Origin of the sequence: Georgenia satyanarayanai (assembly GCF_023715365.1) — a bacterium.
Classification (GTDB): domain Bacteria; phylum Actinomycetota; class Actinomycetes; order Actinomycetales; family Actinomycetaceae; genus Oceanitalea; species Oceanitalea satyanarayanai_B.
In genome coordinates this window covers 93,109-106,686 of sequence record NZ_JAMBNZ010000001.1, presented here as the reverse complement: position 1 = coordinate 106,686, position 13,578 = coordinate 93,109, and the positions used below count along the sequence as shown (strand labels likewise).

General features: G+C 72.5%; 10 protein-coding genes. 2 read left to right on the top strand and 8 right to left on the bottom strand.

The window, feature by feature from the left end; translation table 11 throughout:
• Positions 1–7: 7 nt before the first annotated feature.
• Together M3148_RS00490 and M3148_RS00485 are read right to left on the bottom strand one after the other, a co-directional pair.
• On the bottom strand, positions 8–1,312 hold the full coding sequence (locus tag M3148_RS00490) for an ABC transporter substrate-binding protein (RefSeq protein ID WP_251302689.1): 1,305 nt from the start codon (positions 1,310–1,312) through the stop codon (positions 8–10).
• Positions 1,313–1,429: 117 nt separating this feature from the next.
• Complete coding sequence (locus M3148_RS00485; RefSeq protein WP_251302688.1) at positions 1,430–2,443, bottom strand: LacI family DNA-binding transcriptional regulator; 1,014 nt, start codon at positions 2,441–2,443, stop codon at positions 1,430–1,432.
• Positions 2,444–2,688: 245 nt separating this feature from the next.
• On the opposite strand from M3148_RS00485, the gene M3148_RS00480 reads away from it, so the two are divergent.
• A complete protein-coding gene (locus M3148_RS00480; protein ID WP_251302687.1) occupies positions 2,689–5,841 on the top strand; it encodes a glycoside hydrolase family 3 protein in 3,153 nt (1,050 codons plus the stop codon).
• Between the two features lie 177 nt (positions 5,842–6,018).
• On the opposite strand, the gene M3148_RS00475 is transcribed toward M3148_RS00480, so the two are convergent.
• From M3148_RS00475 to M3148_RS00455, 5 genes are all read right to left on the bottom strand, one after another.
• Positions 6,019–6,420 (bottom strand): four-helix bundle copper-binding protein, encoded by a 402-nt coding sequence (locus M3148_RS00475; RefSeq protein ID WP_251302686.1) that lies wholly within the window; start codon positions 6,418–6,420, stop codon positions 6,019–6,021.
• Between the two features lie 235 nt (positions 6,421–6,655).
• Positions 6,656–7,594 carry a hypothetical protein gene (locus M3148_RS00470; protein ID WP_251302685.1) on the bottom strand — a complete coding sequence of 313 codons (939 nt, stop codon included), beginning with the start codon at positions 7,592–7,594 and terminating at the stop codon, positions 6,656–6,658.
• A 98-nt stretch (positions 7,595–7,692) separates the two neighbouring features.
• Positions 7,693–9,159, bottom strand: coding sequence for an MDR family MFS transporter (locus M3148_RS00465; RefSeq protein WP_251302684.1), 1,467 nt, complete (start codon positions 9,157–9,159; stop codon positions 7,693–7,695).
• Positions 9,160–9,316: 157 nt separating this feature from the next.
• Complete coding sequence (locus M3148_RS00460) at positions 9,317–9,799, bottom strand: pyridoxamine 5'-phosphate oxidase family protein (RefSeq protein ID WP_251302683.1); 483 nt, start codon at positions 9,797–9,799, stop codon at positions 9,317–9,319.
• A gap of 86 nt (positions 9,800–9,885) precedes the next feature.
• Entirely contained in the window at positions 9,886–10,794 is a 909-nt protein-coding gene (locus tag M3148_RS00455) for an alpha/beta fold hydrolase (protein ID WP_251302682.1), read from the bottom strand.
• 149 nt (positions 10,795–10,943) lie between these two features.
• On the opposite strand from M3148_RS00455, the gene M3148_RS00450 reads away from it, so the two are divergent.
• Complete coding sequence (locus tag M3148_RS00450) at positions 10,944–12,143, top strand: MFS transporter (RefSeq protein ID WP_251302681.1); 1,200 nt, start codon at positions 10,944–10,946, stop codon at positions 12,141–12,143.
• 8 nt (positions 12,144–12,151) lie between these two features.
• Here M3148_RS00450 and M3148_RS00445 read toward each other — a convergent pair whose 3' ends face one another.
• Entirely contained in the window at positions 12,152–13,396 is a 1,245-nt protein-coding gene (locus tag M3148_RS00445; RefSeq protein ID WP_251302680.1) for a globin domain-containing protein, read from the bottom strand.
• Positions 13,397–13,578: the final 182 nt, after the last annotated feature.

Sequence of the window (13,578 nt, the reverse complement as noted above, 5' to 3'; positions counted from 1 at the left end):
CACGCGGTCAGCCGGTGATCTCGGCGACGCCGGCCTGGTACTGCTGGCCGAGCTGGTCCTGGACCTCGGGCGCCGTCCTCGTCCCGTTGAGCAGCTCCTGGAGCCCGGCGTTGAGCTCGTCGTAGAACGTCGGGGTCGGCCAGTCGGGGTAGAAGGCGATGCCGTCGCGCTCGTTGAGCGTGTTGAAGTTGGCGATGAGCTCGGCGCTCAGCTCGTCCTCGATGTCGGCGGGGTCCGCAGCGACGGGTACGCCGCCGTTGTTGCCCATGAGGGCCTGGATCTCAGGGCGCATCGTGATGTCGATGAACTCCTCGGCGAGCTCGGCGTTGCGGGCCCGCTCGGGGATGACCCACATGTTGCCGGCGGAGCCGGGTGACATGCCCTCACCGGGGAAGAGGAAGCTGCCCCACTCGAAGTCGGTGATCTCCGTGGTGAAGCGCCCGTGCCACCAGCTGCCGGAGAAGAAGATCGGGTAGGTGCCGTTGATGAAGGCCACGCCCGCGTCCTCGGCGGTGAGGCCGGTTGCGTCGGGGGAGAGGTAGCCGGCGTCGGTCCACTCGGCGATCGTCTCGGTCGCGAAGGTGATCTCCGGGCCCTGCCAGTCGACGTCACCTGTGTACAGCTGGTAGGAGTCGACCCACTGGCGGTCGGCCTTGGTGAGCGCGAGCTGGTACCACAGCTGGCCGAGGGGGTACTCGGCGGCGGCCTCGGAGAGCGGCGTGACGCCCTGGTCGGCGAAGGTCTGCAGGACCGCCTCGAGCTCCTCGAGGGTCGTGGGGACCTCGACGCCGGCCTCCTCGAACATGTCGACGTTGTAGTAGACCTGGACGAACTCGCCGTAGGTCGGGATCCCGAACCAGCTGCCCGTGCCCATGATGCCGCGCTCGTCGTAGCGCGCCGTGGTCTGCAGGGCCGGGGCGAGCATCTCGTCCCAGCCGTGCTCGGCGACGGCGTCGTCCAGCGGCCGCAGCAGGCCCTGGCTGGAGAGCAGACCGGCGGTGGCGTTGCCCTTGTTGTACTCGAGCACGTCGGGCGCCTGGTCGGAGTTGAGGACCTGGCTGGCGGTCTGGCGGATCTGCTCGAAGCTGCGCTCCTCGAACTCGACGGTCGCTCCGGTCTCCTCCTCGAAGACCCGCATGGCCTCCTCCCAGGCGATGCCCATGGCGCTGTCGGGGTTCTCGAAGTGCCACACGCGCAGGACGTCGTCGCCGCCCTCCGCGCTCTCCTCGCCGTCAGACCCGCCGCAGGCGGTGAGAGCGAGGGCCGCCGAGAGGGCGGTGGCCGTGGTGATGATGATCTTCCGGGACTGCATCTGTCTTCCTACCTCCTTGTAGGCCGCGTATCGCGGCTGCGTACTGAGCGGTCGAAGCGCTTACGGGAAGCGTTTCGATAGTGGTCGCGGGGAAGGCACCTCCGGGGATGGGGTGGGTCAGGTGGCGCAGGGCGCGGTCGAGCCGCGCTCGACGTACCGGGGCGGGATGAGCTCGACCCGCGGCTCGCCGTCGCCGGTGATCTGGGCGATGGCGAGCTCGACGGCGCGCGAGCAGCTCTCCTCGGCGACGAGGGGGATGACGTCGAGCGGGGGTGAGAAGCTCGAGGTGTCGAAGGTGGACGCCGCGGAGATGACGGACACGTCGCGCGGGACGTCGAGCCCCTCCTCGCGGAGGATGTCGAGGGCGCGCATCTGGACGGCATCCTCGCAGTGCATGACGAGGCCGGTGAGGTCGTGGCCGCTGCCGAGGAGCTCGGCCATGCTCGCGCGCACCGCGGGGATGGTGCGGTCGGGCGTCGCGAGGCGGACCTCGAGCCCCCGCTCCTGGGCCCGGGCGACGAAGGCGTCGCGGAAGCGGATGGGGAAGTTGGAGCCGCGCTCGTACACCGAGGCCGGGTGGCCGAGGAGGCCGACGACGCGGTGCCCGCCGTCGGCGAGGCGGTCGACGGCGAGGGTGGCGGCCGCGGCGAAGTCCAGGTCGACGCAGGCGAGGCCCTCGGTGTCCTCGGGGATGCCGACGAGCGCGGCGGGCACGCCGAGCTGGCGGACGAGCTCGACGCGTTCGTCGTGGTCGAGGACGTCGAGGACGATGACGCCGTCGACGATCCGGCTCGTGGTGACCCGGTGCAGCCCGCCCGCCGCCTCCTCCTGGGTGAGGAGCAGGACGTCGTAGTCGTAGGCGCGTGCCGCCGTCGCCGTGGCGAGGACAAAGGCCATGTGGGCGGGGGTGTAGGTGTCGGGGCGCAGCGGCTCGGTGACCGCGAGGATGTAGGTGCGCCGGCCGGCGAGGGCGCGGGCCCCGGCGTTGGGCGTGTAGCCGAGCTCGGCGACGGCCGCCTCGATGCGCTGGCGCGTCTTCTCGCCGATCGGGCGCTTGCCGCTCAGCGCGTAGGAGACGGTGGAGATGGAGACGCCGGCGGCGCGGGCGACGTCGGTGATCGTGGCGGCCATGTTGCTCCCCTCCCGTTGAAACGCTTCGATGCGGTGGTGGGGACCATATGCCCACGGCGGGGGTGAGCGCAATGCCCTGGTCTCGATTGGGCTCGCCGAGATGTCCGCCCGGGCATCGCCCGGATGCCGGCCGGGGTCTTGACCGCGGGGTGAGGTGGGTCATACGTTGGGAAGCGCTTCGACAGGCGAAGCGTTTCGATGATGCCGGGCGCAGGGACGCGCGCCGGCCGACTCAAGGGGGACCCTTGTCATCTCGACTGATCCGTCACCGGCGCCGGGCCGCCGTCGCCGGGCTGGCGGCGCTCATGCTCGCGACGCTCGTGCCACCGGCCACCAGCGCCACCGACGACCCACCGTTCCGCGACCCCGGCCTGCCGCTCGAGCAGCGGGTGGAGGACCTCATCACTCGGCTCACGCTCGAGGAGAAGGTCTCGCTCATGCACCAGTGGCAGCCTGGGATCCCGCGCCTGGGGCTGCCAGCGTTCCGCACCGGCACGGAGGCACTGCACGGCGTGGCCTGGCTCGGCGAGGCGACGGTGTTCCCTCAGGCCATCGGCCTGGGCTCCACCTGGGACCCGGAGCTTCTTAGCCGGGTCGGGGAGGTCGTAGGCACCGAGGCGCGCGGCTTTCACCACCTCGACCCGGACTACCACGGGCTCAACCTGTGGGCGCCCGTCGTCGACCTCCTCCGCGACCCGCGGGCGGGGCGCAACGAGGAGGGCTACTCCGAGGACGCCCACCACACCGGCGTCATGTCCACCGCCTACGCCGGCGGCATCCAGGGTGACGACGAGACCTACCTGCGGGCCGCGCCGATGCTCAAGCACTTCATCGGCTACAACAACGAGGTCCGGCGTGACACGACCAACTCCAGCCTTCCGCCGCGGGCGCTCCACGAGTACTGGCTGCCCGCCTTCGAGGCGGCCCTCTCCGCCGGCGCGGCCAACGGGATGATGGCGTCCTACAACTTCGTCAACGGACGTCCCGCCCACCTGTCGCCGCTCATCGAGCAGGCGCGCACGTGGAGCGAGGAGGAGCTCCTCGTCGTCTCCGACGCGTACGCGCCAGGCAACGTCGTGGACGTCCAGGGCTACTACGACACCCACGCCGAGAGTCACGCGGCACTCGTCCAGGCGGGCATCGACAGCTTCACCGACCGCGGGGAGGACCCGAACTTCACGACCGGGAACCTCACCGACGCGCTCGAGCAGGGGCTGCTCACCGAGGAGGATCTCGACGGCGCGCTGCGGCACATGCTGCCCGTACGCTTCCGCCTCGGCGACTTCGACCCGCCGGGCCTCAACCCCTACGAGGACATCACCGAGGAGGTCATCAACGCCCCGGAGCACCAGGATCTCGCCCACGAGGCGGCCCTCGCGCAGATGGTCCTCCTCGAGAACGACGACGACGCACTGCCGCTAGGCGAGGACGGGAGCGTCGCCGTCGTCGGCCCGCTCAGCGACACCCTCTACGAGGACTGGTACTCCGGCACGATGCCCTACCGCGTCACCGCGCTGGACGGGCTCACCGGGCGGCTCGGCGCCGAGCAGGTGACGACGAGCGAGGGCGTGGACTCCGTGGCCCTGCGCGTGGCCGCGACCGGCGCCTACCTCAGCGCGCCCGCCGGCGAGGAGGGTGGCGAGGTCACCGCCAGGCCGGACGCCGCCGGCCCGGCGGAGACCCTGCAGCTCTTCGACTGGGGCGAGGGCGTCTACGCGCTGCGCACGGAGGCGAACGGGAAGTACCTCTCGCGCGGCTGGGACGACGTCGTGCGCAACGACCAGGTGCAGCCGAACGGCTGGGAGGTGCGCGAGACCTTCAACCTCGAGGACGCCGAGGACGGGACGACGATCGTCCGCAACGTCCAGAACGGCCGCTACCTCTCCGTCGGCGAGGACGGCGGGGTCACCGCGGCCGCGGAGGCCGAGGACGCCACCCGCTTCGTCGTCGAGACGTTGGCGGAGGGCGCCGAGGAGGCGGTGGCCGTCGCCGCGGAGGCCGACACCGCCGTCGTCGTCGTGGGGAACAACCCCTACATCAACGGACGAGAGACGCAGGACCGAGCCGACATCCGGCTCTCACCCGCGCAGGAGGAGCTCGTGGAGGCGGTGGCGGAGGCCAACGAGAACGTCGTCGTCGTCCTCATGACGAGCTACCCGGTGGCCGTCCCCGACGACCTGCCGACGGTCCTGTGGACCTCGCACGCCGGGCAGGAGACGGGCACCGCGCTGGCGGAGGTGCTGCTCGGGGACGAGTCCCCGGCCGGCCGGCTCACGCAGACCTGGTACCGCTCGGTCGAGGACCTGCCCGAGAGCATCCTCGAGTACGACGTCGCCCAGGCCGGGACGACGTACCAGTACTTCGACGGGGAGGCGCGCTTCCCCTTCGGTCACGGTCTCACGTACACGGACTTCGAGTACTCCGCGGCGCGGCTCGGGTCGGACGAGGTGGCGCCGGACGGCACCGTGGCGGTGGCGGTGGACGTCACCAACGCGGGGGCGCGGGACAGCGACGAGGTCGTCCAGCTCTACACCCGCACCCTCGACGCGCCGGTCGAGCAGGCACGGCAGACGCTGCGTGACTTCCAGCGTGTCGCGGTGCCCGCGGGACAGACCCGGACGGTGAGCTTCTCCCTGCCGGCCGCGGACTTGGCCTACTGGGAGGTCGAGACCGACGCCGAGGTCGTCTCTCCGGGCCGGTACGACGTGCTCGTCGGCAGCTCGTCGCAGGACGTGCGGGCGCAGTCGCGGTTCGTCGTCACCGGCGAGGTGGTGCCCCGCGAGCGGGACCTCACCGACGGGGAGGACGCCGTCGACTTCGACGCGTACGCGGGCGTCGAGATTGTCGACCGGACGAGGGCGGCGGGGGACAGCGCGGCAGCCGGCGACGGCGAGTGGCTGGCCTTCCACGACGTGCGCCTCGCGGAGTCCGCGGGCCGGACGTTCGAGGTTGCGGCCGCGCGCGAGACGGAGGGTCCGACGGAGGTCGAGGTGCGGCTCGACGGCCCGGACGGCGAGCTCCTCGGCACCGTCGAGGTCCCGAGCACGGGGGACCGCTACGCGTACGAGGTGGCGTCCGCCGAGCTCGGGGACGTCGCGGCCGGGGTCCACGACCTCTACCTCGTGGCGCGCGGTGACGTGCGCCTGGCGACCGTCCGGCTCGTGGAGGAGTCGCCGGCCGAGGAGCCGACGACGCCGGTGCCCACCGACCCGGCCGAGCCGACCGACCCGCCGGCGCCCACCGAGCCCGCCGAGCCGACGGAGGACGCGGACGCCCAGCCCGGTGGCGGGCGGCTCCCGTCGACCGGCGTGGGCGGGACGCTCGCCCTCACGGCGCTCGGCCTCCTCGCGGTCGGAGGCGGCCTCCTCACCGCTCGCCGCCGCACCACGGCCGGCTGAGCCACGGGGTGGGACGGCGGGGCGACAAGCGCCCCGCCGTCCGACCACCCCCACCCATCAACCCTCCCGCACCCAAGAGCGCACGTGTGACCGAGAGCGCACGTGTTGCGAGACCGCACGTGTTACCGAGAGCCGGGTTCCTCCGGAGGATCTGGCCGTTCCTGCGGGTGCAGGAACCTAGCCGATCGCGGCGAGCAGCTCCGCGCAGGCCTGCTCACAGGCGCGGCAGACCTCGGCGCAGATGCGGCAGTGCTCGTGGCGGTCGGCGTGCGAGGCGCACTCGTCGCCGCAGGTGCGACAGACCTGGATGCACGCCTGGAGCAGGGCGCGGGTGACCTCGGCGTTGTACGCGGTCTGCCGGGACAGCACCCGGGCGGTGGTGTCGCAGACGTCGGCGCAGTCGAGGTCGGTGCGGATGCAGGCGCGCATCTCGGCGACCATCTCCTCGCTCAGGCACGCGTCCGCACAGGCGGTGCAGGTCTGCGCGCACGCGACGAGCGCATCGATCGTGCGCGCCAGGAGCTCGGGGTCAACTCCTGTCTGAGCGGGTGAGCTGGCAATCATCTCGGCGGTTCTCATCGCGTCCTCCTGTGGTCGGGTCGGGGAGCGCGGGGTCGCGCACCCCTCCTCGACGCTACAAACCACAACGCCCGGCCGCACCCGCGCGCTACGGCCGAGCTCCACGGCCGCAGCCCGCGGCACGTTGGAGGGGTCGCGACGGTGCACAGCGGTCGGAGGGGATCTCGTGCTGGTCGCGTCGTCCCTGGTGAGCCCGTCGAGGTGGCGTTCCTCCCGTGACGGTCCCGGCGCCCGGTCACTCCAGGGTGACTTCCAGGTCCTCGATCACCGCAGGAAGGACCGTGATGAGGACCGGGGAGGCGAAGAAGGTGTCGCCGTCGCGGGTGACGATGCCGATGTCCTCGAGGGCGAGGAGGTCGTCCCGGACGGCGAGCCGCAGGTCCTCGTAGCCGTCCGGCTCGTCGGTGGCCTCGGGGACGTGCAGCCCGTCCGGGGCGACGGCCGACATGAGTGCCATCGCGGTGAGCGGCGGCGCGATCGCTGCGGAGACGCCGTCCTGCTCCTCGAGGAACGCGCTCAGGGTCGTCGCGTAGAGGATGCGGCCGACGACCACCCGCTCCTCGGGAGCGTCGTCCGGCCACGCCCAGGGCGCGACGCCCGCGGAGGGGACGAGCTGACCGTCTCGGAGCTCGAGGAACCCGCCGCCCACCAGCCCGGCGACGAGCGCGCTCACCGGCGGGGCGTCCCACGTGGTCTCGACGTCCTCCTCGGCGTCGTAGCCGAACTTCCCCAGCAGCTCGAGCGTCATCGTCCGCCCGAAACCCTCCTCCGGGTCGAACGGCTGCCTCGACCCGATCGCACGCATGAGGATGTCGGCACGCCGCATGAGCGGCGCGTCGACGAAGAGGGCGTGCTCGTCGACGCCGGCGAGCACGCCCTCCATCGTCTCGTCGTCGGGCATCCGGTCGAGGAATGGCGGGAGGAGGACGTCGTCGAGCTCGTCGTCGTCGACGTCCTCACGCCAAAGGCCGTCACTGATCATCACGCGCTCCTCCAGCGGCAGGGCGTTGTACATCTCCATGTACGCCGCCAGCTGAGCGGGGTCCGAGACGTCCACACCCTGCTCGACCGCGTAGTCGACGACGTTCGCTCCCAGGGACCCCCCGGCGGGCGGCCGCTGGCGCTCCGGGCGTCGCGCGGCTGGCTTACGAGGGCGGCGCTTCTTCTTCGGCATGCCCCCAAGTGTGGCAGCCGCCACCGACACCAGCGGAGTTGGCGTGGCGGAGGAATCCGGCTGTCGGCGAGGAAGAGTGGGGGCGCGGGCGCGGACCCTCAGTGACCCACGCTGGCGGGGACCGGCGCGGGCTTCCTCACGAGGAAGGAGATCGCGACCGCGAGGACGGCGAGGACCGCGCCGCAGAGGAACGCGTCGTGGATGCCGCCGGCCTGCGCCTCGAGCGCGCCCAGGCCCTCGGTGACGCCCGCGGCGGTACGCGTGGTCATCACGGTGATGAACAGCGCCGTGCCGGCGCCGCCGGCGAGCTGCTGCAGGGTGTTGAGGATGGCGCTGCCGTGCGAGTACAGCGCCGGCTCCACCGACCCGAGCGCCGACGTCATGAGCGGGGTCATGAGGAAGCCGAGGCCCACGCTGAGCAGCACGTGGATCAGGACGACGTGCCAGGTCGGGCTCGCGGCGGAGAGGAGGGTCATGAGGCTCAGCGCGGTCGCGACGACGACGGAGCCCGGGATGACGAGCGGGCGCGGCCCGATGCGGTCGTAGAGCCGGCCCACGAGCGGGGCGATGAGGCCCATGGTGAGCCCACCCGGCAGGAGGACGAGCCCCGTCTGCAGCGTCGTCAGCCCCATGACGTTCTGGAGGAACATCGGCAGCAGGATGAGCGTGCCGAACAGCGCGCCCATCGAGATGAGCATCATGAGGAGGCTGACGGTGAAGGTCCGCGAGCGGAAGGGACGCAGGTCGAGCAGGGCGGCGTCCTCGCGCTGCAGGCCGAGCTGGCGCCGGGTGAACAGCGCCAGGGACAGCACACCGATGATGAGCGGCACCGCCGGGGAGACCGCTGCTCCGCCCTCGGTGGCCTCGCCGATGCTGCTCAACCCGTAGATGAGCCCGCCGAAGGCGGCGGCGGAGAGCACGATCGACAGGACGTCGACGGGGACGGCCCGCGGCGTCGTGATGTTCTTGACGAGCGAGCCGCCGACGACGAGCGCGATCGCCGCGACCGGCAGCACGGTGAGGAACATCCAGCGCCAGCCGAGGTTCGCGAGGACGAACCCGGAGAACGTGGGGCCGACGGCCGGTGCGACGGCGATGACGATGGAGATGAGGCCCATCGTGCGGCCGCGGCGGGAGACCGGAACGAAGGTGAGCACGGTGGTGATGAGCAGCGGCAGCATGACGGCGGTGCCGCTGGCCTGGACGACGCGCGCGGCGACGAGCACCGGGAACACCGGGGCGACGGCGGCGAGCGCGGTGCCCGCGGTGAAGGTGCCCATGGCGGCGAGGAAGACCGAGCGGGTGGAGAAGCGGGTGAGGATGAGACCCGTCGTCGGGATGACCACCGCCATGGTGAGCATGAACGCCGTCGTCAGCCACTGCGCCGTCGCCGCCGTGACGGTGAACTCCTCCATGAGCCGCGGGATGGCCACGCTCATGACCGTCTCGTTGAGGATCATGACGAAGGAGGCGACGAGCAGGATCCCGATGACGAGCGTGACCGGCCCGGGGATCGTGTCCTCCGCCCCGGTGGTGGCGGGGGTGGTGCGCTCGTCGACGCTCATGGGCAGCTCCTGGGACGTGGTTCTGACGTACGCAGGCCCACGGCGCTCGGTCGCTCCCGCGGGGGCAACCTCGCGCACCGGCGGCCGAGTCTATGTCGAACAAGCGAGTGGGACGGAGCTCTATTCCGTGCTCCGTCCCACTCCGTCCAGGCCGGTGTCAGTCGAGCTGGACGGTGCCCGAGTCCCCGCCGTCGTAACGCTCCCCGACAACCTTGGACTTGATCATGCTGTAGAGCTGGACGACCTTGCCGCCCGGGGTGTCCCAGTACTGGGCGGCGTGCGTGTCGACCTTGAGGAGGACGACGCCGGGGGTGTCCGGGCCGTCGGGGAACCACGCCTCGACGAAGCTGTTCCACAGCTCCTCGGACTTGGCGCGGTCGCGGACGACGGACGCGATCCCGGTGATCGACACCCACGAGTCCCCGGAGCTGAAGGAGACGTTGACGGCCGGGTTGGCGGCCACCTCGGAGACGGTGTCGGAGCGGTCGTCGGCGAAGAACCACAGGTCGCCGTCGAACTCGACCTCCTGCAGGCCCATCGGCCGGCTCACCAGCCGCCCGTCCGCGTCGACCGTCGTGAGCATGGCGATGCGAGCGTCCTTGATGAGCTCGGCGACCTTCCGGGTTCCCTCGTCAGTCATGTGTCCTCCTCGTGGGCAGCCGGCCCTCACGGCCGGGACCGTCCCACCGAAACACGCGCTGCCGGGCCGCGCGACCGGAGGTGGCCCTACGTGAGGTGCTCGCGCACCGCGGCGGCGACGGCGTGCGGGTCCAGCCGGTGGTCGGCGCCCGCCACCGCGCGGTGCTGGCCGCGGGGGAGGGCCTGCCCGACGGCGACGGCGGAGGCGCGGAGCATCGGCCACGTCCCCTCCCCGTGGAGGGCCAGGACGGGGACGTCGAGCGGTCCGAAGGCGGCCACCTCCGGGTAGCGCCGCGACAGCGCGGTGTCGTAGACGGTGCTGGCCGCCAGTGCCTCGCGCTCCGCCCAGTCCGGCAGCTGCCTCATCTGGGCCACCACCGCGGCGGGCAGCCCGACGGCGGAGGTGAGGAAGAGGGCGACGGCGTCACCTCGCCGCCCCTCGCCGATGAGCCCGTGGAGCTGCTCGGGGAGGTCGGGCGGCGCGGACAGCGGGAAGCCGGGTGTCGCGAGGGGCGGCTCGAAGACGACGACCCGCGCCACCGGCAGGCCCGTCGCCGCGGCGGCCAGCGCGAGCAGCCCGCCGGAGGAGGAGCCGATGACCGTCACGCCACTCTTGCCGTCGTCACCGGCCTCGCCGAGCGCCGTCTCCACCACCGCGGCCAGGTCCGCCAGCTCCCGCTCGACGGCGCCAGCGACACCGGGGGACAGGTCCCCGCTGTGCCCGCGAGAGCGCCGGTCGTAGACGGTGACCCGGAGGTCTCCTGCCAGCGCTTGGGCCAGCGGCAGCGCGGAGGAGTGCTCGCTCAGCGCTCCGTTGACGACGACGGCGGGCGGACCCTCACCCACGCTCCGGTAGGCGATCGCCGTCCCGTCCGGCGAGGTCACGTGGTCCACGGGCGTCCCTTCCTCCCGGGGCAGCCGCGACCGGTACGGACGGCTGCCGTGGTGGGAGCACAGCCTGCCACCGGCCCGCTCCTGGCGGAAGGGGTGACGCATCGCTCGTCTCGCAGGGCGGGTCCGGGCGGCACTGTCGGCGCCTGCGCTCGTAGGGTGGACGGCGAGCCGCCACGCCGTCGGCCGCGTGCCATGACCGCGGCCCCGCGCCCCTCCGGCCGGCTCTCCCGCGCCACCCGAGGAGTCTGCCTGTGCCCATCGCCATCCTCGCCCTCGCGCTCGGCACCTTCGGGATCGGCACCACCGAGTTCGTCATCATGGGGATGCTGCCGATCGTCGGCGCGGACCTGGGTGTGGACGTCCCGACCGCCGGACAGTACGTGTCCTCCTACGCGATCGGTGTCGTCGTCGGCGCTCCGCTGCTCACCGCGCTGACCGTGCGGCTGGCCCGCCGCTGGACCCTGGTCGGCCTGCTCGTCCTGTTCACCCTGGGCAACTTCCTCTCCGCGCTCGCCCCCACCCACGAGGCGCTGCTCGCGACGCGCTTCCTCACCGGCCTGCCGCACGGCGCGTTCTTCGGCGTCGGGGTGCTCGTCGCGGCCTCGCTCGTCGCCCCGGGGCGCCGGGGTCAGGCGATGGCCACGGTCATGATCGGGCTCACGATCGCCAACGTCGTCGGCGTCCCGGCGGGCACCTTCATCGCCCAGCAGGCCGGCTGGCGCTGGACCTTCGCGGCGATCGCGCTCGTCGGGGTCCTCGCGACGGTCGCCGTTGCCGTCCTCGCGCCGCGCGGCGCCCGCGACACCACCGCCGCCGGCTCGCTGCGCGCCGAGCTCGCCGCCTTCGCGCGCCCGCAGGTGCTCCTCACGCTCGCTGTCGTCGTCTTCGGGCTCGGCGGCCTGTTCGCCAGCTACAGCTACGTGACGCCGATGCTCACCGACGTCTCCGGGCTGGCGGAGTCCTCGGTGCCGTGGGTGCTCGTCCTCGTGGGCGTCGGCATGACGGCCGGCTCCTTCCTCGGCGGGCGCATGTCCGACCGCAGCACCCTCGCGACCCTCGCCGGCGGGCTCGTCCTCGTCATCGCCGTGCTCCTCGCCCTCACCATGTTCCTCGACAGCCCGGCGGCCGCCGTCGTGCTCCTCGTCCTCCTCGGCTTCGGTAGCCTCGCCCTCGGCCCGGCGATCCAGATGCGGATCGTCGCGCAGGCCGGGGGCGCGCCGACCATGGTCTCCGCCGGCGTCCAGTCCGCCTTCAACATCGCCAACACGATCGGCGCGTGGCTGGGCGGCGCGGTCATCGCCGCCGGTGCCGGGCTGCGCGCCCCCAACCTCGTCGGCGCCGCACTCGCGGCGGTGGGTCTGGTCCTCCTCGGCGCCTCCGCGCTCCTCGAGCTGCGGCAGCGACGGACGACGACGGCGACGGAGCGCGAGCCGGTCCCGGCCGCCGCGTAGCGCTCGGCTCAGGCGGGCAGCAGCCAGTCGTTGGGGGCGAAGAGCTCGTAGTGCACCCGGGCGTCGGCGACGTGGGCCTTCTCGAGCTGGATCCGCAGCGCCTGGAGGAACGCGCTGGGCCCGCAGACGAGGATCTCGGCCGCCGGGTCGAGGGTGAGGCCGCCGAGGTCCATGAGCCCGGCCCGCGCTCCGGGGGCGGTGCCGTGCTCGAACCACGTGTGCAGCTCGGCGCGGGCCAGCCGGCCCACCACCGCGCGCAGCTCGTCGACGAGAGCGGCATCGTCGGCGTCACGGTCGGCGTGGAGCACGGTGACGCGGCGGTCCGGCTCTTGGTCGGCGAGGTGGTGGAGGATGCCCAGCATCGGGGTGAGGCCGATGCCGGCGGACGCGAGGACGACCGGTCCGCTGCCCGCCGTCTCGACCGTGAGGTCACCGAAGGGCAGCGTGACCTGGAGGTCATCCCCGGCGCGCAGGTGGGCGTGCAGCCAGCTCGAGACCTCCCCGGCCGGGTCCGTGGCGATCGGCGTCACCCGCTTGACGGTGATCCGCCACCGGCCCGTGCCGGTGGGGCCGGACAGGCTGTACTGACGCAGCTGGCGCGCGCCGTCGGGCAGGTGCACACCGACGGAGACGTACTGCCCCGGTACGAAGTCCGGCAGCGGTGAGTCGGTGTCGGGCGAGGTGAGGACGAAGGAGGTGACGTCGGTGGACTCCTCGACGCGCTCGACCACCCGGGCGGTGCGGAAGACGTCGCCGGGCGTGACGCCGGCGCCCGCGTAGAGGTCGGCCTCGAAGGCGATGAGCGTGCGCGCCATGATCCAGTAGACCGAGTCCCACGCCGCGGCTACCTCCGCCGTGACGACGTCCTCTCCGAGCACCTCGACGATCGCCGCGAAGAGGTGCTCGTGGACCACCTGGTACTGCTCCGGCGTGATGCCGAGGGAGGCGTGCTTGTGCCCGATCCGCTCGAGCAGCTCGCGCGGGCTCGGGGAGTCGGGCGTGACGAGGAGGGTGGCGAACGTGGCGACCGAGGCGGCCAGCGCCTTCTGCTGGGCGCCCTGGGCCTGGTTGCCGCGGTTGAAGGTGTTGCGCAGCAGGTCCGGGCGCGCGGCGAACATGCGGCGGTAGAAGACGGGGGCGATCTCGCCGATCTTGCTGCCCACCAGCGGCAGTGTGGCGATGATGACGGCCTCGTGGTCCGCGCTCAGGCTCTCCTCGACGGTGGCCTGCGGCATCACTAGCTGTGCGGTCATGGTGTCCCCTCGTGTCGTGTCCGTGGTGACAGCGAGAGGCGGTGCGGTCGGCAGCCCCCCAGTGCGTCCTCGACCCTAGGGAGGGGCGCGACCGCCGGATGCGGGACCAAGGTCCTCCCGCTGCCGCGGCGGGGCCCGTGGATAGGGTGGTGACGCGGCCGGCGCAGGCCGCGGCGTCGACC

Bases quoted from the DNA above. Each gene is read 5' to 3' on its own strand.
- M3148_RS00460 (WP_251302683.1), bottom strand. From the start codon at position 9,799: ATGACTGACGAGGGAACCCGGAAGGTCGCCGAGCTCATCAAGGACGCT.
- M3148_RS00455 (WP_251302682.1), bottom strand. From the start codon at position 10,794: ATGCGTCACCCCTTCCGCCAGGAGCGGGCCGGTGGCAGGCTGTGCTCC.
- M3148_RS00475 (WP_251302686.1), bottom strand. From the start codon at position 6,420: ATGAGAACCGCCGAGATGATTGCCAGCTCACCCGCTCAGACAGGAGTT.
- M3148_RS00465 (WP_251302684.1), bottom strand. From the start codon at position 9,159: ATGAGCGTCGACGAGCGCACCACCCCCGCCACCACCGGGGCGGAGGAC.
- M3148_RS00485 (WP_251302688.1), bottom strand. From the start codon at position 2,443: ATGGCCGCCACGATCACCGACGTCGCCCGCGCCGCCGGCGTCTCCATC.
- M3148_RS00470 (WP_251302685.1), bottom strand. From the start codon at position 7,594: ATGCCGAAGAAGAAGCGCCGCCCTCGTAAGCCAGCCGCGCGACGCCCG.
- M3148_RS00490 (WP_251302689.1), bottom strand. From the start codon at position 1,312: ATGCAGTCCCGGAAGATCATCATCACCACGGCCACCGCCCTCTCGGCG.
- M3148_RS00445 (WP_251302680.1), bottom strand. From the start codon at position 13,396: ATGACCGCACAGCTAGTGATGCCGCAGGCCACCGTCGAGGAGAGCCTG.